At 33.5% G+C, this 22,906-nt stretch carries 19 protein-coding genes; 6 read left to right on the top strand and 13 right to left on the bottom strand.

Translation table 11 applies throughout. The features are described from left to right. The first annotated feature begins 12 nt into the window (after positions 1-12). Genes ACM55G_RS01540 through ACM55G_RS01525 form a run of 4 tightly spaced genes read left to right on the top strand, consistent with a single transcriptional unit; the run spans position 13 to position 3,684 of the window. Positions 13-1,884 carry an Nramp family divalent metal transporter gene (locus ACM55G_RS01540; protein ID WP_416842142.1) on the top strand — a complete coding sequence of 624 codons (1,872 nt, stop codon included), beginning with the start codon at positions 13-15 and terminating at the stop codon, positions 1,882-1,884. Between the two features lie 25 nt (positions 1,885-1,909). Further along, positions 1,910-2,557 carry a GDSL-type esterase/lipase family protein gene (locus ACM55G_RS01535; RefSeq protein ID WP_416842141.1) on the top strand — a complete coding sequence of 216 codons (648 nt, stop codon included), beginning with the start codon at positions 1,910-1,912 and terminating at the stop codon, positions 2,555-2,557. A 25-nt stretch (positions 2,558-2,582) separates the two neighbouring features. Further along, the gene (locus ACM55G_RS01530) at positions 2,583-3,236 is read left to right on the top strand and encodes a metal-dependent transcriptional regulator (protein WP_416842140.1); all 654 of its coding nucleotides are present in this window, start codon (positions 2,583-2,585) and stop codon (positions 3,234-3,236) included. Between the two features lie 31 nt (positions 3,237-3,267). After that, on the top strand, positions 3,268-3,684 hold the full coding sequence (locus tag ACM55G_RS01525; protein ID WP_416842139.1) for a hypothetical protein: 417 nt from the start codon (positions 3,268-3,270) through the stop codon (positions 3,682-3,684). A 29-nt stretch (positions 3,685-3,713) separates the two neighbouring features. Here ACM55G_RS01525 and ACM55G_RS01520 read toward each other — a convergent pair whose 3' ends face one another. The 6 genes from ACM55G_RS01520 to ACM55G_RS01495 all read right to left on the bottom strand — a co-directional run bounded on the left by ACM55G_RS01520 (position 3,714) and on the right by ACM55G_RS01495 (position 10,713). After that, on the bottom strand, positions 3,714-6,167 hold the full coding sequence (locus ACM55G_RS01520; RefSeq protein ID WP_416842138.1) for a PAS domain S-box protein: 2,454 nt from the start codon (positions 6,165-6,167) through the stop codon (positions 3,714-3,716). 112 nt (positions 6,168-6,279) lie between these two features. Beyond that, complete coding sequence (locus ACM55G_RS01515) at positions 6,280-6,801, bottom strand: YfiR family protein (protein WP_416842137.1); 522 nt, start codon at positions 6,799-6,801, stop codon at positions 6,280-6,282. A gap of 601 nt (positions 6,802-7,402) precedes the next feature. Further along, a complete protein-coding gene (locus ACM55G_RS01510; protein WP_416842136.1) occupies positions 7,403-7,534 on the bottom strand; it encodes a FeoB-associated Cys-rich membrane protein in 132 nt (43 codons plus the stop codon). A 5-nt stretch (positions 7,535-7,539) separates the two neighbouring features. Further along, complete coding sequence (feoB, locus tag ACM55G_RS01505) at positions 7,540-9,642, bottom strand: ferrous iron transport protein B (protein ID WP_416842135.1); 2,103 nt, start codon at positions 9,640-9,642, stop codon at positions 7,540-7,542. Further along, complete coding sequence (locus tag ACM55G_RS01500) at positions 9,636-9,878, bottom strand: FeoA family protein (RefSeq protein ID WP_416842134.1); 243 nt, start codon at positions 9,876-9,878, stop codon at positions 9,636-9,638. The genes feoB and ACM55G_RS01500 overlap by 7 nt, the downstream gene beginning before the upstream one ends. Positions 9,879-10,047: 169 nt before the next feature. Beyond that, the gene (locus ACM55G_RS01495; protein WP_416842133.1) at positions 10,048-10,713 is read right to left on the bottom strand and encodes an SCO family protein; all 666 of its coding nucleotides are present in this window, start codon (positions 10,711-10,713) and stop codon (positions 10,048-10,050) included. Positions 10,714-11,569: 856 nt separating this feature from the next. Between ACM55G_RS01495 and ACM55G_RS01490 the strand changes: the two genes are divergently transcribed. Then, complete coding sequence (locus ACM55G_RS01490) at positions 11,570-13,633, top strand: M13 family metallopeptidase (RefSeq protein WP_416842132.1); 2,064 nt, start codon at positions 11,570-11,572, stop codon at positions 13,631-13,633. A 63-nt stretch (positions 13,634-13,696) separates the two neighbouring features. Here the strand turns inward: ACM55G_RS01490 and ACM55G_RS01485 are convergent, their stop codons facing one another. From ACM55G_RS01485 to ACM55G_RS01460, 6 genes are all read right to left on the bottom strand, one after another. Then, on the bottom strand, positions 13,697-14,626 hold the full coding sequence (locus ACM55G_RS01485; protein ID WP_416842131.1) for a DMT family transporter: 930 nt from the start codon (positions 14,624-14,626) through the stop codon (positions 13,697-13,699). 1 nt (position 14,627) lies between these two features. Beyond that, positions 14,628-15,431: an SDR family oxidoreductase gene (locus tag ACM55G_RS01480; protein WP_416842130.1), complete on the bottom strand. Its 804-nt coding sequence runs from the start codon at positions 15,429-15,431 to the stop codon at positions 14,628-14,630. A 13-nt stretch (positions 15,432-15,444) separates the two neighbouring features. Then, positions 15,445-17,766, bottom strand: a complete 2,322-nt coding sequence (locus tag ACM55G_RS01475; RefSeq protein WP_416842767.1) for a M28 family peptidase — start codon at positions 17,764-17,766, stop codon at positions 15,445-15,447. 102 nt (positions 17,767-17,868) lie between these two features. Further along, positions 17,869-18,219 (bottom strand): hypothetical protein, encoded by a 351-nt coding sequence (locus tag ACM55G_RS01470; protein ID WP_416842128.1) that lies wholly within the window; start codon positions 18,217-18,219, stop codon positions 17,869-17,871. Further along, the gene (locus tag ACM55G_RS01465; RefSeq protein ID WP_416842127.1) at positions 18,216-19,745 is read right to left on the bottom strand and encodes a GNAT family N-acetyltransferase; all 1,530 of its coding nucleotides are present in this window, start codon (positions 19,743-19,745) and stop codon (positions 18,216-18,218) included. The genes ACM55G_RS01470 and ACM55G_RS01465 overlap by 4 nt, the downstream gene beginning before the upstream one ends. Before the next feature lie 163 nt (positions 19,746-19,908). Continuing rightward, positions 19,909-21,243: a serine hydrolase domain-containing protein gene (locus ACM55G_RS01460; RefSeq protein ID WP_416842126.1), complete on the bottom strand. Its 1,335-nt coding sequence runs from the start codon at positions 21,241-21,243 to the stop codon at positions 19,909-19,911. Between the two features lie 209 nt (positions 21,244-21,452). Between ACM55G_RS01460 and ACM55G_RS01455 the strand changes: the two genes are divergently transcribed. Further along, complete coding sequence (locus ACM55G_RS01455) at positions 21,453-21,785, top strand: single-stranded DNA-binding protein (RefSeq protein WP_416842125.1); 333 nt, start codon at positions 21,453-21,455, stop codon at positions 21,783-21,785. Between the two features lie 416 nt (positions 21,786-22,201). Here the strand turns inward: ACM55G_RS01455 and ACM55G_RS01450 are convergent, their stop codons facing one another. Beyond that, a complete protein-coding gene (locus ACM55G_RS01450) occupies positions 22,202-22,708 on the bottom strand; it encodes a ferritin (RefSeq protein ID WP_416842124.1) in 507 nt (168 codons plus the stop codon). Between the last annotated feature and the right edge of the window lie 198 nt (positions 22,709-22,906).

Here is a 22,906-nt window from a genome sequence, read left to right as displayed (position 1 = left end):
TTAAAAACAGCCATGGGAAAATCTTTAGAAGAAGTTCACGGATCGGTAGTTACACAGGATAAAAAATCAGTGTTCAGAAAAATATTAGCCTTTTTTGGACCAGCCTATTTAATCAGTGTTGGTTATATGGATCCGGGAAATTGGGCTACTGATATTGCCGGTGGAAGCCAGTTTGGTTATGCCTTGCTTTGGGTTTTATTGATGAGTAACATAATGGCTTTGTTGTTGCAAAGCTTGAGCGCACGACTGGGAATTGTAACCCAACGCGATTTGGCGCAAGCCTCACGGGAAACCTATTCCCCATTTATCAATTACATCCTGTATTTTCTTGCCGAAATCGCTATTGCTGCCTGTGACCTTGCCGAAGTTTTGGGAATGGCCATCGGGATTAATTTATTGTTCAATATTCCGCTAATAGAAGGGGTGCTTATAACCGTTTTAGATACTTTTTTATTGCTTTTTCTAATCAATAAAGGCATCCGAAAAATGGAAGCTTTTATCATTGTATTGGTTGCAATCATTGGGTTCTCTTTTATTTTTGAGATGATTTTTGCCCAGCCTGAGATGGACAAGGTTTTATTAGGATTGATTCCTTCCATGCCTAACGAAGCAGCACTTTATATCGCAATCGGGATTATTGGGGCAACGGTTATGCCACACAATTTGTACCTGCATTCCTCATTGGTGCAAACCAGAAATTTCGATAGAAGCAATGCGGGTATTAAGCAGGCTTTAAAATACAATTTCATTGATTCCGCTATTGCGTTAAATTTGGCCTTTTTTGTAAATGCCGCTATTTTAATATTGGCTGCAGCCACATTTTATAAAAACGGCATGTTCGAAGTCGCCGAAATTCAAGATGCGCACCGCTTTTTAGCTCCACTTTTAGGGAGTAAATGGGCACCAATATTATTTGCGGTGGCTTTGATTGCGGCAGGACAAAGTTCGACCGTTACAGGAACATTAGCCGGTCAAATTATTATGGAAGGCTATTTGAATTTACGAATCCAACCTTGGGTTCGAAGAATAATCACCCGCTTAATTGCCATTGTTCCAGCCGTAATTGTAATTTCTATTTTTGGCGAAAGCGTCACGGGAAAATTACTGATTTTAAGTCAGGTGATTTTGAGTTTGCAATTGGGTTTTGCGATTATTCCGCTGATTCATTTTGTAAGCGACAAATCAAAAATGAAGGGATTTCACATTGGTAAGGTTACCCAAGTTACTTCTTGGATTGTGGCAACCATTATCGTTTCGCTGAATGCAAAATTAGTTTTTGATGAAATAAACGGTTGGCTTGAAACTTCTAATAATCCAATTATATTATGGTTTACGGTAGTTCCTTTAGCATTTGGTTTCTTGATTTTGTTGCTTTATATTGTATTCAAACCATTTATTGTCAAAACAAAAACCAGCATTCTAAACCATTCGCCGCACAAATTAAAATTGCAATTTTCTAAAACTGGAATCTATAGTAAAAAGGAAATTGCTGTTTCGGTAGATTTTTCCAGCGCTGATGCAATAGCATTAAACAACGCTTTTCAACTAGGTGGAATTGATGCGAAATACACCTTAATTCACGTGGTAGAAAGTGTTGGAGCACAAGTATATGGCGAAAAAATTGATGATCATGAAACTTTAATAGACGAAAAATTATTAAACGAATACAAAAATATATTATCGGAAAAAGGATTTAAAGTGCAGACAAAATTGGGATTTGGGAAACCCAGTAAAGTGATCCCTAACATAATCAATGAAGGAAATTTTGATATCTTGGTCATGGGGACACACGGACATACTGGATTCAAAGATTTAATCTTTGGAACTACTGTTGATAAACTACGCCATAAAATTTCGATACCTTTGCTGATCGTTAAAAATTAAATTTCAAAAAATTATGAATTTAAAAATGAAATGGATCGTTTTTTTACTTACTGTATTTTTTCTGAACACAGTACATTCCCAAGAATTTAAGGCCGATATTTTAGCATTTAAAAAGCAGGATTCGATTTTGTTTCCGCCTAGTGATGCTATCCTGCTTATCGGAAGTTCTTCATTTACAAAATGGAACGATGTTTCCTCTTATTTTCCAAATCATACGATTATTAATAGAGGTTTCGGAGGGTCAACTTTGTTGGATGTTATCCGATATGAAAACGATATTGTTTTTCCTTATAAGCCCAAACAAATTGTAATTTATTGTGGAGAAAATGATATCGCTTCGTCCGATTTAATCACTGGGAAAATTGTTTTTGAAAGATTTAAAATATTATATCAGGACATTCGAAAGGAATTTCCCAAAACAGCAGTTGTTTATATCTCCATGAAGCCAAGTCCAAGTAGGTGGAAAATGAACGAAAGACTAATTGATGGAAATGAACAAATAAGAAAATTTATCAAAAGGCAAGATAATACTGTCTTTCTTTCTGTTTGGGAAAAAATGCTTGATGCCAATAAAAAACCCATATCAACAATTTTTTTAAAAGACAATTTGCACATGAATGCGCAAGGATATTCTATCTGGCAAAAAGTTATAGAGCCAGCATTATTAAAATAATTGTAGTCTTAAAACTTATAACAAAATGACTTTTTCAGAAGAAAATTATCTCAAAACCATATTTCATCTAACGATTCTTTCTGATTCAGAAATAAGCACTAATGCGATTGCTGAAATGATGGAAACCAAGGCATCATCGGTTACCGATATGCTTAAGAAATTATCCGAAAAGGATTTGGTCCATTATAAAAAATACCAAGGGGTTTCTTTAACAGAACACGGAAAAATAACGGCTAAAATGATAGTGAGAAAACACCGTCTTTGGGAAGTTTTCTTAGTGGACAAATTAGGCTTTTCCTGGGATGAGGTTCACGATATTGCAGAACAATTAGAACACATAAAATCAGAAAAACTGATCAACAAATTGGATGATTTTCTTGGAAACCCTACCGAAGATCCACATGGAGACCCCATTCCGGATGCCAACGGGCGCATGATTAAAATTGAAAAACAGCTGCTTTCTGAATTACATGAAAATGAGAACGGAATATGTGTGGGTGTAAAAGACACATCCTCAGAGTTTCTTAAGTATCTGGACAAGCAAGGAATCGCATTGGGCTCTAAAATTGAAATAATCAGTAAAGAAAGTTTTGACTTGTCCTTAAAAATAAAAGTGGATCACAAGGATTTAACCATTTCGAATAAAATTGCCAGCAATCTTTTTGTAAAAACTGTCTAATCAAAGGCACTATAATTATAAGAAAAATCAAATGAAAAATAGTCTGTTAGCCTTTTTACTTATTTTTTATGTTTCCGTTTTTGCTCAAAACACCAATAATAAAAACATAAAACACGTAAATATTATTCAAAAAATATGCCTTAAAAAAACAGGATATCAATTGGTCTTGAAAGAAGTTATTTCTGATTCCCGTTGTCCGGAAGGAGTTAATTGTGTATGGGCTGGTGAAGCTTCAGCAGTTATTTCCGTGTACAAAAATTCTAAATTTGCTGAGGATAAAACCATCGTTTTTTCTCTAAAAAATGAACAAGAAAATAACCTATGGTTTGCTAAATATCTGCCTGAGAAACAAAGAAAAATAAAAAAAACGGGTGTTTTTCCTTATCCAAAACATGGCGTAACCGTTGTTAAAAAAGACTATCTTATCAAAATCGGGTATTTGAAATAAGTGTAGGACAACAGCAAGTATGACTCTTTTTATCCTTTTTTAAAACCAATTAATTTTCTATATTTTTGCTCGCTTTCTTCTAAAGCGACCTCAAGTTCTTTGTAAGAGGTAATGTCTTTTATATTAGCAACCGCTGCTATTACATAGTTGTTTTCATCTATTATTGGTCTACCGCTAATGATAACCCGTTTTTTTTCTTTAGTTTCAGAATCTTCGATTATTATCTCAACATCATCCGTTGATTCTCCTTTTAGTGCTTTTTCCAGTGGAAGATTCTGGGCAGGAAAAATGGTTTTTTCGTCTGGATAATATAATTCATATTTAGTTGACCAATCTAGTGTTGTGGGGGCTGTAGCATCTTGTTTTATTCCTATGATTTCTTCCGCCATGTGATTGGATAAAACAATTCTTTTTTGGTTATCAGTTACAATAATTCCCTCGCCAATATTTTCTAGAATTAATTTAAGTTTTAGCTCATTAAGATGCACTAACTTATCAGTTTCTTTTTTTTCATTTTCCATTTTTTTTCTCAAAGAGATATCTTTGATAAAAGCAATGAAAATATATTTACCTAAAATAGTGGCTGGCGATATAGTTAATTCAACTTCAAATTCAACATTATTTTTGTTAAGGGCTGTGATTTCTATTGTTTTATTAATAATAGTTCCCTCACCTGTAATAAGAAAATTTTGAAGCCCTTTAATATGATTTTCTCTGTACTGTGGAGGAATAATTAACGTATGCATGGGTTTTCCCATAACCTCGATTAATGACCATCCAAATATTTTTTCGGCTTGTGGATTCCATCTAATAATGTTTCCCTCATCATTTATTACAATTAAAGCATCTGGTGCCTCATTAAATATGGTTTGCAATTGACCTTCGCTTTCTTTTAATTTTTGTTCGGCTGCTTTGCGTTCCGTAATATCTCTCATAATAGATTTATGTCCGGTTATTTTATTTCCTTCTCTTAACTGCATCACCGTTTGTTCTACCCATTTTTCTTCTCTGGATTTGGTAAGGATGGGAAATGAGAATAATGTTTCATCTGTTTTATTTTTAAATTGGTTGAAATAGAACTCAGCCACACGGTCTTTCCATTCCGGAGCAAGGATTTCAGAAAAATGTTTTCCAATAATTTCATTTTGATTGTAACCCGTTAGTTTTTTACATGCAGGATTGATGTAAGTAAAATAACCTTTGTAATCAGAAGTATGGACTACATCACTGATGTTTTCCACGATTTCACGATATTTTTCTTCGCTTTTGCGAAGGGTTTCTATGGCTTCTGCTAATTGTGCGGTACGTTCAGTTACTTTTCGTTCCAGTTCTTCATTTAGGTTTTTAATTTCGGTTTCTGAAGTTTTTCTTTCGGTGATATCATGAATAACCAGAACTCCGCCAGTTATTCCACCGCCAGGATTTTTTAAAGGTCTGGCAGTTACAAGTACAGAAAGGCCCTCAGGTTTTTTGTAATTTTGAATAAATAGTTCCATATTATCCACTTCTTCGCCATTTAATGCTTTTACCAAAGGAAGTTCATTAGTATTAAAAACTGTTTTGGAATCGGGCATAAAAAAACCATAGGTTTCAGTCCATCTCTCTATAGGAATATCCAAGGGGCCAATTCCAATTATTTTTTCACTGGCAGCATTCCAGAGAATAAATTTGTTGTTTTCATCAGTAACGATTAAGCCATCACCCATATTTTGTATAACCGATTGTAAAAGAGTGTTTTGTTTATTCAGCTGTTCTTTGGACTGTGCCACTTCATTATCTCTCTTTTCAATATTTTCCAACATATTATTAAGTCCCACAGAAAGGATGCTAATTTCATCTTTTCCTTCAACATCCATGCGGGTTTTATAATCACCAGTGTCCTTTACCTGTTGTATGACTGTTACTAAGTTTAACAAGGGTTTTGAGATGTATTTTTTAATGATCATGGCAATTAAAAAGGCGAGTCCGATTCCGACAATTAATAATACGATTCCCAGATGTAAAACATCCATTTTTATTTTATTCAATTCTGATAGTTCAAAGTTGATGCAAACTAATCCTATTGGTTTATTGTCTTTTTTTATTTTGTTGTAGACAAAAAGATTTTTATTGGTAAACAGAAAACTTTTCTGATCCATCGCAGGTACAACAAACCGAAATTTAGGATTGGCGCCTGGTTTAGTGTAGGATGCAAAAACATGACCTTTTTTGTCGAGGATACTTGCATTTAAAATATCGTTTTGTACTGTTAATTCGGATAGAATTTTCTTAGCGGCTGCATTATCCAAAAATTCAAGAGCGGAAACACTATTAAAACCTACCACTTGTGCAATGGCTATTGAACTTACCATTTTCCGGTCTTTGAACCCTTTTATGTCTATTAGAACAAAAGCTGTAATACAAAGCACTAATACAAATGCGGAGGTGAAAACCTGCATGAGTACCAGCTTATTTTTAATGGAGATGTTGCGAAGATTTATCATTTGTTTGTTGTTTTCTAATATTAAAATAGAGTACTTGGCATCCTATAAATACGCTGTAAAGTCACTTTTTTGCGTCTTTCAAATTCACTCACAAATGTGTAATTTAAGCCGATTATTGCACTATAATTGCATGTTGCAGTAAGAACGAACTGATTCCAATTCCCGATTTATTTATTGCTTTTAGATTTACTTCAAATTTTAATTTATTTTCTACTACAATAAAATTCATCTGTGCCCCTTTTTTGCCATAACCATTTCGTTCTGTTACGATCAATATTGGCTTACCAGAAAATTTAGAAAGAATGGTTTCAATTGGGATGGTACTATTGTAAGGAACAAACAGAATATTACAAAAACTGATCTCGTCCAAACTGTTATATTCCTTTATATCAATTTTTTTATTTTTAGGGATCTCAAGCAGTGAAGCGGTAATTGGACTTTTTTCCAGAATTGCAATCTTAAAAACTTGATTTTTAGGGTAATCTTTCCAATTTACATAATCTATAAAACGATAAAGAAAAGCAGCTTTTAAAGCGTATTCCTTTCCTCCGGCATTTCCTTGGGCTGCTAATGGATTTCCTCCCATCAGTATGATAATTGCTCCCCAATAAAAGATGTGATTTTTAAGTGTCATGACATTTTATTTTTAACGAAGTTTCGGCATGATTTGTAAACATTAATTCTATATGTGTTTTTATAAATTCTAAAATTAGAATTTATAGCTTAATGACAAGCTAAATAAAGTTTTCAATTGGCTAAAGTGAAATCAATTGAAACATAATAACTGTAAGAAGCTTTAATTAGGCTCTTAACCCATTTTTTATTTAAAAAATAGCCAATGAAATGAATAATTATGAAAAAAGACAGGTTATTTTTTTATAACGAATAGGTGCTATATCGAGGTTGCTTGTAGTTTCTCCTTTAAATCATTAAAAGATACCGATTACCAATTTGTAGGGGTTCTATAATTCCAATTGCTGGGTAGGAGTAAAGCTAAAAGTCCTGAAATTATGATCAAAAGGCATCTTAATCCAAGTAAAAATCAGAATACATTTTTTTTTGAAATAAAAATGGAAGTGACTCATTTTAAGACTAAAACACGCTTTATGCTATGTAAATTTAGTTAATTTAAATCAAATAGTTTAAATAAATGGCCGGATTTTATTTTTTAAATTATCCAGTTTAATTGTCTCTTCATTCTTAAAGTTAGAAATGAATGAATTTATAAAATAATTTTAATGACAGCCACAATCATCATCATTACCACAATTTTTATCTGATTTTTTCTTTTTGAAAAAGAATTTTCGGATTAAAAAAGCAAGTGCAATTGCGAGTGCTACAAAAGCTATAATTTCCTGAATATCCATAATCTTTATTTTAGAATTTGATAGGCAATCAGTGCTACAACGTAGGCAAAGCCACTCATGAATATAAGTTGTCCTAATGGCCATTTCCAGCTGTTGGTTTCTTTTTTGGTAATAGCTAGTGTGCTTGCACATTGCAGTGCAAAAGCATAAAATAACAATAACGATATCCCTGAAGCGAAATTGAATATTTTCTTCCCTGTTTCAGGATTGATCTCAGCAGCCATTTTATTCTTTATGGTGACTTCATTATCACTGCCACCAACACTATATATGGTCGCTAATGTTCCCACAAATACTTCTCGGGCCGCAAATGAACTGATAATGGCAATACCTATTTTCCAGTCATAACCTAAAGGGGAAATAACAGGTTCAATGGTTTTTCCCATTAAACCAATATAAGAATTTTCTAATTTTTGTGAGGCAACTGCATTTTCAAATTCTGTTTTTGACAACGGTTTCTCTTTGGTTTTTTCAACTACAATAGTTTCTGCATTATTGAATTTTTCTCCAGGTCCATATGAAGCTAAAAACCATAAAACAATAGAAATAGCTAATATGATTTTTCCTGCGCCAAAAATAAATGCTTTTGTTTTTTCGATTACATTAATTCCCACATTCTTAAAAAGGGGTAATTTATAATTGGGCATTTCAACAACAAAATATGTTTTCCCTTTTATTTTTAGAATCTTATTTAAAATGTAAGCCGAAAAAATCGCCATTCCAAAACCCAAAAGATACAATAACATTAAGGTCATTCCTTGCGTATTCAAAATCCCAAAAACACGCGTATCAGGAATTACCAGTGCTATAATGATGGCGTAAACAGGTAATCTGGCAGAACAGGTTGTAAAAGGCGTTACCAGTATGGTGATTAATCTTTCTTTCCAATTCTCTATATTTCTAGTTGCCATAATCGCTGGAATTGCACAGGCTGTTCCTGAAATAAGTGGTACAACACTTTTACCGGACAAACCAAATTTTCGCATGATTTTGTCCATCAGGAAAACTACTCTGCTCATATAGCCACTTTCTTCTAGAATGGAAATAAACATAAACAAGAAGGCAATTTGTGGAATAAATATCAAAATTCCACCAATTCCGGGAATAATTCCCTGCGAAATTAAATTGGTTAAAACTCCAGCTGGTAAATTGTTAGCAGCCAAAGAACTCAAAGAGGCAAAAGTGCTATCGATGAAATCCATAGGGATTTTAGACCATTCGAAAATAGATTGAAAAATGACAAATAAGATTAAAAAGAAAATTACATAGCCCCACACTTTATGCGTGAGTACACGATCCAGTTTGCTTCGGAAATCTTTAGCGACAGTTTCATCTACTTTTAGTCCTACTTTCAGCACATCATTGATAAACTGATACCGCTTTATGGTTTCTTTTTGCTGCAATCGCTTCAAATCCGAATGTGATTTAGTCAACGAGCTACGGATTTCATTACGATCTAAATTCAGGAAATTCACATCTTGTGTAATTACTAACCATAATTTATACAACAATTGATTTGGGAATGTTTTGCGAAGTGTATTGAAATATTCAGGGTCAATACTGGATGCATTCAAACAAGGTTCGCTTGAAATTGTTTTGAAAGTGACAATCAATTTTTTTAATTCATCTATTCCAAAACCTTTTCGAGAACTGATCAATGCAATCTTAGTTTTAAGATGCTCTTCAAGATAAGGAATATCTAGTGTTATCCCTTTATACGTCATTCTATCAGCCATGTTTATGACTAGAATAGTGGGGATTTCTAAATCTTTTATTTGTGTAAAAAGAAGTAAATTACGTTTCAAATTTTCTACATCGGTAACTACAAGAGCTACGTCTGGATATAATTTGTCGTTTTTATTCAGTAACAATTCAATAACAACATTCTCGTCAATGGAACTGGCATTCAAGCTATAAGTCCCTGGTAAATCTAGAATATTGGCTTTTACATTGTTGGGTAATTTGCAAAATCCAATCTTTTTCTCAACCGTAATTCCGGGATAATTACCAACTTGTTGGTTTAAACCTGTCAATTGATTAAAAACCGAAGTTTTACCTACATTAGGATTTCCTATTAAAGCGACATTAATGTTTCGATTGCTTACCATAAGTTGGTTTTCATAATTTCAACTTCGATTTCTCTAGCGGTTTCAATACGAATAGCAACATGTGAACCGTTAATGTTTATATATAAGGGATCTCCGAAAGGAGCAACTTGAAGTAATTCTACCATATTTCCGGGTAAACAACCCATTTCTAATAGTTTTAAAGGAACGATATCAATATCAAAATCTTTGATAATGGCTTTTTCGCCTTTTTTGAGGGATTGTATCGTTGTTCGCAAGACTTATTTAGATTGAATTAAGATTGTAAAAGTACATATTATAATACCAATACAAATGATAATTATCATTTTTGTAACTCATTTGGATAAATTAAACAAGGTAAATTACTTCCGTAAATTGGAATGATAATGAGAGAAAGGAGCTGGGAGTTAGTTTTTTAATCGAATTTTATTCGGTACACAAAAAATTAATATCTTCTATTAAACGTTTCATGTCTTCTTTTTTAGTTCCGTCATAAAAACCACGAACGCGTCTTTTAGTATCGACCAAAACAAAATTTTCGGTGTGAACCATATCATATAATTGTTCTGGCTTTCCTAATTTGACTGCCAAATAGGATTTTCTTGCCATCGTATAAATGACTTTTTTGTCTCCGGTAACCAAGTTCCATTTGCTGTCAACAACTCCGTTTTTTAGCGCATACGCTTTCAAAACAGGAACGCTGTCTGTTTCTGGAAAAACGGTATGGGAAAGCAACATTACTTTTGGATTATTAATAATGGCTTTTTGAACTTCGGCTAAATTAGTTGTCATTTTTGGACAAATAGAACCGCAAGTAGTAAAGAAAAAATCAGCAACATATACTTTTCCTTCGTAATCCTTTTGAGTGATGATTTTTCCGTTTTGGTTTACAAATGAAAAATCAGCAATGGTGTGGTATTTACTGATATATTGAACGGTACTATCGACTAATTCCGGGTTTACATCTGCGGGATTAAAAATAGGTAGTGTTTTGCTGGGTTTAAGAGCCACATAAAACAAGTAAATTGTTATGATGGAGAAGACTAATAAAACACCAAAGAATTTTCGGTATTTATAAAAAATAGATTTCATAAAAGTAATTTGGCACAAAAATACGAAAAGGTAATTTTAAAAAAGAATCTCTTTTAATTTTATCAAATTTCAATGTCAAAAAAATTAAAATCACTTGTATTTTATGACAAATAAGATTTCTTTTTTCATAATTGGTTAAAACAGACAAAACGTACTAATCTCAATCAACGCTATGAAATATTTTTTTCTGTTGCCTTTAATAACTACTGGTTCTGGCACGGTTTGATCGATTTGGCTCAATTTCTATTTTTTTGATAAAACGGTCTTAAAAAATAGGTTTGTAGCATTTGTAATTTGGAAAGCATGCTGAGTAGAATACCAAAAACGATTTTAATGCCTCAGTATAAGTGTTCTTCTTGCTCTAAGTATAGTGTTTGGATGGTAACTGGTGTTTAAATTTATATGTGTGTACCTTATTATAGCTCGAAGTTTTGGGTTTTCTTCTTTTATTTAAAAATAATTTTATTATCTGATGTATCGAGCAAGTAACAAGCGTCAAAGTCGGACTCCATCTTGGGCCTTTTTTTAAAAATAAACGACGAAGTAGTCTATACTTCAGTGTTTTTATTGGTTTCGATGTTGATACTTTTTTTGGTTTGGATATAATATAGTTAGTGAATTTTTCGTTTTCAGTGGCTATTTTTTTTGATAAAAGTGGATAAGAAGAAGCTTTCAAAAATGGCCTATTGGTTACAATCGAAATTTAGAGTAGTAAAATTGAAACACGAAGGAAAAAGTAATTTGATGTTAAATACGAAAAAAGATCTTTTTTTGTATTTAACAAAATATTGTTCGAATGTGAAATTTAACAAATATTATTGATAAGTTTGTGTATACGTCTTAACCATTATAAAAAATGAAAAAACAATTTAGTAAACAGTTTCTTTTTGTGATTCCCGCAATATTTGGACTCAGTATTAGTAATGCGCAGAATGTCCCAGTACATAGGCAACCCGGAATTAATCTTTCTAATATGGATACAAAAGTTAGATCTAACGATGACTTTTTTAGATATGTAAATGGAACATGGCTTGATAAAACAGAAATTCCAAGTGACAGAACTTCATGGGGAAGTTTTAATGAGTTATTAAAAAAGACCGATAAAGATGCATTAACCATCCTGAAAGAGGCTTCATTGAATCCTCTTTACAAGTCAAATACAGATCAAGGAAAAGCGGTCAATCTTTACAAATCAATCCTAGATACAGTAGCGAGAGAGAAAGAGGGAATAAAACCTTTAAAGAAATATTTGGTAAAAATTGATGCCGTAAAAAACATTCAAGATTTACAAAAATTGTTGATTGAAATGGAGCCGATTGGTGGTGTTGGTTTTTTTGGCGTAGGCGTAGGTGCTGATGACAAGAATAGTACTAAGAATTCCGTTAGTCTGGAAGTTGGAAGATTAGGTTTACCTGACAAAGATTATTATACTTCAGATGATAAAGATTCTAAAGAAAAAAGAGATAAATATGTACTTCACGTAGAGCGAATGCTCCAGTTTATTGGTGAAAAACCAGCGCAGGCAAAAGCAAGTGCAATCAAGATATTGGCATTAGAAACGGCAATGTCACAACCCAGATTAGACCGTGTTGAAAGAAGAGACAGCAGATTGCAATATAATCCGATGACGATTGCCGATTTGCAAAAAATGATACCAATAATCAATTGGGAAAATTATTTTGCAGGAATTGGCTTTTCAAAATTGGATTCCATAATCGTTACCCAACCACGATACATGAAAGCCATTCATGTTATTTTCAAAGAAAATAAAGTGGCAGATTGGAAAGAATATTTGAAATGGTCTTTATTAAATAATTCTTCCGGACAATTGACAGCGGCTATAGAAGCGGCTAATTTCGACTTTTATGGCAAAGCCTTAACCGGAGCTAAAAAGCAACGACCTCGTGAAGAAAAAGCCTTGCAAACGGTAAATAATACGATAGGTGAGGCACTAGGGAAATTATACGTTGAAAAAATGTTTCCGGCTGAAGCCAAAGTCAAAGCGGAGAAAATGATTAAAAATGTTATTCTGGCATATAAAAATAGAATAAATAATTTGACATGGATGTCTGCCGAAACAAAAATTAAAGCAATTGAAAAATTAAATAAAATCACGGTAAAAATTGGTTATCCAGACAAATGGAAAGATTATTCGGCTTTAATAATAATTAGCCCATCTGAAGGAGGTAGTTATTTTGAAAATGTAAAAAACCTTTCGCGTTGGAGTTTTCAAAAAGAGTTACATAAACTCAATAAACCAGTTGATAAGACAGAATGGGGTATGTCACCGCAAACGGTAAACGCATATTACAACCCTTCTTATAATGAGATTGTGTTTCCAGCAGCTATTTTACAACCCCCTTTTTACAATTATCAAGCAGATGAAGCAGTAAATTATGGTGGAATTGGCGCTGTAATCGGACATGAAATTTCTCATGGATTTGATGATTCAGGAGCGCGATACAATGCCGACGGAAATCTTGTAGACTGGTGGACAGCGGAGGATTTAAAACAATTTACTACTCTCGGGATGGCTTTGGCTGAACAATACAATGCTTTAGAACCATTGCCCGGAATTCATGTGGATGGAAAATTCACTTTAGGAGAAAACATCGGTGATTTAGGCGGTGTAAATGCTGCTTATGATGGATTGCAGATGTATTTAAAAGAAAACGGAAATCCAGGATTAATAGACGGTTTCACACCTGAACAACGTTTCTTTATTTCTTGGTCAACAGTTTGGCGTACAAAAATGCGAGAGGAAGCTTTAAAAAGTCAGGTGAAAACAGATCCGCACTCTCCAGGAATGTTCCGTGCGTATGTTCCAATTCAAAATTTAGATGCATTTTATAAAGCATTTGGAATTCAGAAAGGAGATGGTATGTTTATTGAACCGGAAAATCGAGTAAAAATTTGGTAAAAGATTAAATTTAGTTAGAGATAAAAAGTCCCATTTGGTAATTATTCAGATGGGACTTTTTGTTTATAATATCTTACGGCCTTTTCTCAAGGAATAATTTACCATATATAACCCTGTTAATGTTACTGTACCGCCAATAGCTATTGCAGTTGTAAGCGATTCACCAAAAATAATTGTGCCTAGAATTACGGCCACGATTGGGTTGATATAAGCATAAATGCTATTTATTTCTGCCGGTAAGTTTTGAAGCGCATAGATAAAGGCAATGAATGTAAGAATAGAACCAATGATAATTAAATAAGTAATGGATAACCACGAAATCATAGGAATAGAGCTTAAACTGACGGATGTGCCAGTTGCACCTGTAATTGCAAAAAGCAAAATACTGGACAGGAACATTTGCAATCCTAAACTAAAATAAGGATTAAAACTAGCAGCTTTCTTTTTAGTATATAAAGTTCCAAATGCCCAAGTTAAAGTGGAAATTATCGAAATAAAAATTCCAAACCTAAAATCAGGTAGTAGGAAATCGCTTAAATGATCGTAGAAAATGACACAGACACCGCCAAAACTAACAATCAAACCAATAACTGCTAATCGTGCCAATCGTTCGCCTCTAAAAAAGCTGATGATGACAACCCATAAAGGCACAAGAGCCCCAATAATGGCGCCTAGGCCACTACTAATGTATTTTACACCCCAAGTGCTTAATCCGTTGCTTAAAACAAAATTAAGGATACTGAGAATGATAATTGTTTTCCACTGTTTTCCTTTTGGCCAAGGCGTTTTTTTAAACATAAAAAAGGAAATATAAAGAAACCCAGCTATAAATTGTCTGATGGCGGCAAGTTGTATCGCGGGCATGTGTTTTACCCCTTCTTTTGAAGCAATCCATGTGGTGCCCCAAAAAAAACTAACCCAACATAACGCTAATATGGGTAATCCAATTGCGTTAATTTTAGATGAAAAAGCGTTTTTAATTTTAGTTCTCACTTTATAAATTTTGTTTGGTAAAAGTATAGTTTAAAATACTCTCTATTTTAGTACTCAAAATGGTTTTCCCTATTGATGGCGTCGAATGATTAAATTTGGGTAAAGGCAAATTCAAATTTATAGCTTTTTGGGTATAATACCTTTCTCGTGAAGGATGAGAAGATGTTACCGCATTGAAAATTTCATCCCAAGAATTATTCTCAATAATCTTTAGAATAATACCGATGCAATCTTCCTGATGGATTAGATTTATAGGTGCATCCGGATTATCGAGGTTTTCACGGCCAGCCAGAAATTTTATAGGATGCCGGTCTTTACCAATTAAACCACCAAAACGCAACACAGTAGTTTTGAAATTTTTATTGCTTTGCAAAAGCTGTTCTGTTTCCAGTAATTGTTTGCCGCTTTCGGTATCCGGGTGAGGTGTTGTTTCTTCTGAAACGACAGTATGTGTATCACCATAAACCGATGTGGAACTTATGAAAATCACATTATTGATGTTAGATTTTTCTATAAATGGAATCACATTTCTAATTTTTGAAACGAAGTTTTCTTTTTCTGGACCACGAAGCTTAGGAGGAACATCAACTATTAAAATTTCAGATTTCTTCAGAAAATCGGCTATATTTCCGTCAACTTTACGTTCTGAAAGCGCAATTAAAAAAGGATTGATTCCTGCATTTTCCAATACTGATAATTTTTCCACTGAAGTCGTTGATCCATTTACTGAAGATCCTTTTCCTAATAAAGCTTTCGCCAAAGGCAAACCCAACCAACCACAACCTAGAATGCTAATTTTTGTCATTTTATTTTTTAAATTATTTGACTTTCAAACTGTCTCTCCCAATCATCAAACTATCTTTTACAACAGGAGTTACAATGTCATTATTCAAAGTGTTTACAAGTGCTACTGGACTTAGTTTTATTTTTTCTTTAATTACCACGGCATCATTCAAAACAAAAGGCGTTGGCATCATCCAGTTCTCTCTTTTTGCCATTCCAAATAAAGGATTAGTCATTAAATCAAAAGAACTTTCCATTAACTCCATGTCTAAAACGGTAGAAGTATTTATAGTGAATTGTAATTCTAAAGGGGCATTATCAACTACATAGTAACTCAATATTTTTTTTCCTTTTCGTTGGTATAAGGAATTTTTCTGACCTAAAGAACTTACACCATTTGCTTTGAAATTATGAAAAACCATTTTTTCATTGGCAAAAATATCATACCGATTTACTTTTCGGTTGGGTGAGATGCGTATTTTCAAATATCTTTGATTGCCCACAATGCTATCTTCAAGAAATGCTATGGTTGGTTTTTCTAATACTTTTATGGGAGCCTCAGTTTGATACGTAAACCCGGAATTGTATTTGCTGAATAAAGGAGTTTCATTCATCTCAGTTGCGACTTCCGGGTTTTCACCCAAATAATCTTTGGTCCAGGAATCAAGATTGGTGTCATACGTTACCCAGTTGGCTTTGTTCGTATCGGCATTATAGATATACAACAAACTGTTGGATTTGGCTTTTCCAAATTCATAGTCTGAACTGTAATGTGCTTTCGCAAAAAAGCCGATAGCGAGTACAAAAAAAACGAATGACCAAATTCCTTTTTTGGCGAAAGCTCCAAAAACAGGCAGCAATAAGCCAAAGGATAATACGGTAAGAATCGCACTTCCAAACAGTACTTTTAATCCTAAACCGATAGGGAACATTTGGATAAAGGGTGCTATTATAATCAAAGTGGGAATACTACAAACAAGATTTAGTGTTTTATTAGATCTTTGGGTTACAATAAAAACACCAAAAATAAAAAGGCTAAAGTAAACTGGAATAATCAGGAATCCCGCACCTTGTAAAACAAAAGCAAGAATTCCATTGATGATAATCCAAAAAAGTAATGGTGCCACATAATGATTCATCGTGACTTTTTTAGCCGAAAAGTAGGTGTAAAATGCTAAACTTATCGCTAGAGCTAAAAGTACAAATGCAGCGATATAAGCATGTCCATTATAGGTAAATCCATTGAGTAAATCGTTGTATTGTGGGTATACTTTTAACAATGCTTTCCATCCAAAAAAAGTAATTAATCCAGTAATGATTAGGGAGCCTAAAAAAGGAATAAATCCTTTCCCTATTTCCCGGAATGATAAAATGCGTTTGGCTCTTCCCAAAAATAGCAGTAAAATAAACAGTGCCAATGCGATTACAACCATTGGTAAAACCCAACTAAAAGGATAACTTATAAAAGTGTATGGAATGGTAAAATAAACATTGTCATCAGTGACCTGAGTGTTAAGCAAATCAGCATTCGAAAAGTAATTTAGTAAAGGCATTAAATAGGAGCCTTGATGTGCTAAGGTGTTTTTGTCCAAATGATTGACGTCATCCTGAGCCGTGTGATAATTAAAATGGTCATCTATAAAGGCAAAATTATAGCCTTGAATATTACCTTGTTCTCTAAAAACGGTCAAGTCGGTATCATTGGGCAACATTTTATAAATGCTATACATTAAGGAATTAGAAACAGGAAAAGTTGCTTTTGCTGCAGCAAATTCTTTTACCAAACCTGTATTTCCCTTATTGGTTTCCATCAACATATAACTCGGGCCGGAAGAACCGCGTGCTTCAAAATTGAGCACCAAGCCCACTTCTTTTGCCCATGGATGTTGGGTTACAAAAAGTGCTGCGCCATTTAATCCCAATTCCTCCGCATCAGAAAATAGAATGATGATGTCGTTTTTATGTGGTGTTTTGTTATACAAGAAAGCACGGACACTCTCCAATATTGTTGCAACACCGGAACCTGCGTCACTCGCTCCCTTAGAATATGAATGCGGTGCGCTGTCATAATGTGTAAGCAACAGCAAGGCTTTAGAACTATTAGAGCCTTTTATCCGGGCCAATATATTTTTAGATTTCACCAAATTTCCCCAATCACTCAAGGTATATCCTTCCTGAATGGAAGTTTCCAGTCCTAACTTGTTGAGTTCTTTTTGGAGATAGTTTGCTACCACTTCATGATTCTGGGAACCTACATAATGGGGTTGTTTTGAAATCGCTTCCACTTGAATCAAAGCTCTTTTGGTAGAAAATTCAGAGAGTGGACTCTTATCATTCGAAGTCCAATGTGGCATCATCGTAAAGTAAATCAAACCCAGAATTAATAGGATGAATAAACTGGCAAAAATAGAGGAATAATCTTTTTTCATTATGGGTAAGATAGATTATGGGTTGTGGTATTAAATATCTTTTTTGACTAACATATAAAAATCATTGTCCAAAAGTAGGTAACCCTGGTCGTATAGAAAATAGTAGGTGTTTCCTGTTTTAGTTTGTAAAATATTGGTAAAAAATTCAAAATCGAAACCCTTGCTCAGGAGTTTCGCTCGAGTGGTTTTTGATTTTCCTTCAACATTAAGCTCGGATAGAATACGGTAATTCTTGCGCAGCTTATTGTTGATGTTGCGCATAAAATTAGTGCTGTCTTTGTTTATTTTATTGTTGTAGGCATTACGGCAACCGTCACTGCAAAACTTTTTGTCTTCTCGACCTACAATTTTCTCTCCACATTCTAAGCAGGTTTTGTTCATGGATTGATTTTTTTGATTTCGTATAAATCAGTTCTGCGATCTTTTAAGATTCTGGCACTTCCATGTTCATGAAGCTCTTTAAGTAAATTCAAATCCACGTCTACAATCAAAGTCATTTCAGTATTAGGAGTGGTTTCCGCTTTTATTCCGGTGCTTGGAAATGCAAAATCTGAAGGCGTAAAAACCGCAGATTGTGCATATTGAATATCCATATTGTTCACTTTTGGAAGATTTCCAACGCATCCGGCAATGGCGACATAACATTCGTTTTCTATGGCTCTGGCCTGCGCGCAATGTTTGACTCTTATGTAACCACTTTGGTTATCTGTTAAAAAGGGCACAAATAAAATATTCATTCCTTCATCGGCCATTAGTCTTGATTGTTCGGGGAATTCGACATCATAACAAATCATAATTCCTATTTTTCCGCAATCGGTATCAAAAGTTTTAATTTGTGAACCGCCTTTCATCCCCCAATGTGAGACTTCATTCGGGGTGATGTGAATCTTATAATACATTTCAGAGGTTCCGTCTCTTTTACAAAGAAATCCAACATTGTATAAAGCGCCATTTTCTAAATAGGGCATGCTTCCTGAAATGATGTTAATATTATAAGAGATGGCAAGTTCCTGAAATTTTTTGCGAATGGGGTCTGCATATTTCGCAAGCTCTCTAATAGCATCGGGTTCAGCTAAATGATTGTAATCTGCCATAAGTGGGGCAATAAATAACTCTGGAAAAAGGGCGAAATCACTTTTATAACCCGATATGGCATCAATAAAAAATTCTGCCTGTTCAAATAAGGCGTCTAAATTTATTAACGGACGCATTTGCCACTGAATTAATCCAATTCGGATTATGCTTTTTTGGGTATTTATTAATTGTGGGCTTTCATCATAATAAATATTGTTCCATTCTAATAATACAGCAAATTCTTTGGAATCGATGTCTCCAGGGAGATAATTCTTCATAATTTTCATTACGTGAAAATCATTACTCAACTGAAAGGAAAGCACAGGATCGTGTAATTCTTTTAGTTTTACTTTTTCGATATATTTTTTTGGAGTCAATTCTTGGGCGTATTTACTGTAATTTGGGATTCTTCCGGCAAAAACGATAGCCTTCAGGTTCAGTTTTTCACACAATTCCTTTCGGGCATCATACAATCGTCTGCCAAGTCGCAAACCTCTGTAGTCAGGATGAATGAATACATCAATTCCATACAATATTTCGCCTTTTGGATTGTGTGTAGAGAAAGTATAATTTCCTGTTATTTTAGCGTAATCCGGATTTTTATCCACTAAGACTTCGTCTACAATTAATGAAAAGGCAGCGCCTACCACCTTCTTATCTGCAATAATTACGAATTGTCCTTCAGAAAATAAGTCCAGTAATCTTTCAATATCTTTTTCTTTCCAATACGAATCTGCAAGTTCTGGATAAGACTTTACCATTGATTTTTTTAATTCCTTGTAGTCTTCAAGTTCCAGATTTCGTAATTCTACTTTTTTTATTTTCGTTTGCATGATAATAGAGAATTTTATATGATAATTAGTTTAAAACATCATCATTTCTTTTTTTGATCCAGTCATTAGGCTTTTTTTGGAATATTGGTTCCTGCTGTCATTCCAATCTTTTTTGTCTCGAAAAAGACGAGACAAAAAAGGATTTTCCCTTCCATTAGGGTATTTAAGATTTATGGTTTTGTGTTTGTTTTGACAATGTGAATTTTTTACCTCCTTCTTCATAGATTAGTTGGTTTTGATTAGGCTTGAATTGTAATTGAATCCCTTCCCATATATTTTCAAACTGATCTTTTTCAGTTGGTTCAACGGAGAATGAAGACTGTCCGATAGATTGTATAGATAGCGTTGTGTTATTTTTTGTAATTGTTATTTTTGATGGATAATCAGGACTGGAATATTGACCTAAATAATCGTCCAATTCTTCTGTTTTTAGTACAATATTACTAAATGTAGTTTTAAATGGTTTGTCGAAATAATTACTTAATACTGCCTTTATGATTTTTTTTGGTTCGTAAACCATTCCATTTGATGTAATTGCAATGGCTAATTTTTCTTTTGGAAAGAAACACAATACAGTTCTAAATTCATCGATTTTACCTCTATGTACAAATCCTTTTTCGCCGTAAAAAGGAAGTTCAAAAATACCCATTCCAAATTTTTCTTGAATTTGTGTCATTTTTTTTAGACTTTTAAGAGTAATGATTTCTCCTTTAAATAGTTTTTCAATAAATACGGTCAAATCAGATGGATTTGAAACTATTCCTCCTGCACCTAATGGAACATAGGTATTGCCTTCTGCTTCTTTTTCCCATTTATCTGAAAAATAATACGAATAACACTCACTATTCTGCAAATTTATTTTACCTCCAAAATAAGTTTTTCTTAACTTTAATGGTTTTATGATTTGTTCATCTAATAGCTCTTGATATGATTTTGCATATATTTTTTCAAGAATTATGCTCAATAAATAATAATTTGAATTGCTGTAAACTGCTTTGCTGTTGGGACTAAAATCACTTTTCAATTTACTGATAATGCCAATCATTTCTTCTTCTGATTTAGCTTCAGTATAGCCATTAGCAAAATCATCTGCTCCTAAAAAATCTGCTATTCCACTACGGTGCTTTAATAAATTTTCAATTGTTATTTTTTCTGAATTTTCAATAGTTGGAAAAAACTTTTCAATAGTTTGATTCAGTGTTATTCGGTTTTTTTCAATGGCTTTCAATACTAATGCAGAAGTGAACATTTTTGTAGTGGAGCCAATGCGATACTTTGTTTTAAGCGACAAGCCTTTATTAGTTGCTATATCTGCTTTACCAATAGATTTGGAGTAAATTATGTTCCCGTTTTTCGAAACGGCAATACTTCCCATAAACATATTTTTTTCGTCTAAAGCTTTGAATAAACTGTCAAGTTTTGTTACATTAAATTTTTGTGAATAAGTTTTGCTAAAAATCAAACTAAGAAGCATTGTAACTAAAGCTTTCTTTATCATTTTTTAATGTTTTTTAAAATAGCTACAATACTATTCCTCCCAAATATAATCAAATATTTCCACTTACAAACGTTTACAAATAGTTACAACCGAAAGTAAATAGTTACCAACCGAATAATTTTTTGAACCCGCAGCATCTTTGCAGTGTTGATTTGAAACAATAATTAACCAAATAACTTATACACACTAACATTTAAATTTTACACGCCATGAATGCATTAAGAAACAAAGTACAGTTAATTGGACACGTAGGGAATGATCCGGAAATCAAAACTTTTGACGGAGGAAAAAAATTAGCCAATTTCACTTTAGCCACAAACGAAAGCTATAAAAATGACAAAGGAGAAAAAGTAGAAGAAACCCAATGGCACAAACTAGTAGCTTGGGGAAAAACAGCTGAAATTATTGAAAATTACGTTACTAAAGGAAAAGAAATTGCGATTGAAGGCAAATTGACCCACAGAAGTTACGATGATAAAAACGGAGAAAAACGTTATATTACGGAAGTGGTTGTCAATGATGTACTTCTTTTAGGCAAATAACATCCAGTGAGCAGTCCCGGTTTTCGGTCTCAATTTAAAGTTTATTATTTCAACACCATTTTGTTGTTTCTCCCTTGAGAAGAAAGAGAAATCGCTACCCGGTTTGTAGTTATTGTAATGTTGCAAACTGTGACTGAAAACCAAACAAAAAAACCATCGACAGTCATCGGTGGTTTTTTTAAATTTTGTGGACTGCGACTGTAAACTGTGACTGAACACTTTTTATTTTTATTTTTTGCCCAAATCAAATCTAGGACAACGCTTGCAACGCTTGTCTTCCCCTTTTTTATAATTTTCACAACATTTTGATTTGAGTTTGTCCTTAGGAACATTCTTTTTCTTTTCCTTATTTTTTTTCTTTTTACTCAATTTTTCAAAGAATTAAAATCAAGTTATTTATTTATAAATGCAAAAGATTATTTGGTTGTAGAGCTATTTGCCATTTGTTGAATATCTCTGTCAAACAAATAAAGACCACCCTTGTCATCCCCAATGAGGTTTATTTTGTCTAAAATAAGCTTAGCTTGGGCTTCTTCTTCAATTTGCTCGGCTACATACCATTGCAAGAAATTATGGGTGGCATAATCCTTTTCCGAAAACGAAATGTGAACCAGTTCGTTAATCGATTCAGAAACAAAAATTTCGTGTTTATAAAGTTCTTCAAACATTTCCTTGAATGTTTCATAACTAATTTTCGGAGCTTTTAATTCGCTTACTCTTGCATGGCCACCACGTTCATTTATATACCGGACCAATTTAAGCATGTGTACCCGTTCTTCGTCAGATTGGGCATACATAAATTTTGAAATTCCTTCCAAACCATTTGTTTCTGACCAAGATGCCATAGAAAGATAAGTTTGAGATGATTCGGCCTCAATGCGAATCTGATGATTAAGCGCGAGTTCTATATTTTTTGATAGCATGAGAGTGAGTTTTTAGTAAAGTTACAAAAAACTTAGTTTTGCGGATTAATAATCTCTTGAAATTAATTTCCCAATTGCCATTAATCTAGGATGGTCAGGGAGGATGGAAATCGGAGGGATTTGTAACAAAGAAATAGCTTCAGGTAAGATAACGAATAAAATCGAAACAGAGAACAACCAAAAAAACGGTTTACAAAT

It is taken from the genome of Flavobacterium algoriphilum, from assembly GCF_048158655.1.
Classification (GTDB): domain Bacteria; phylum Bacteroidota; class Bacteroidia; order Flavobacteriales; family Flavobacteriaceae; genus Flavobacterium; species Flavobacterium algoriphilum.
The sequence above is the reverse complement of the archived record's forward strand: the minus strand, read 5'-3'. Positions and strand labels throughout refer to the sequence as shown.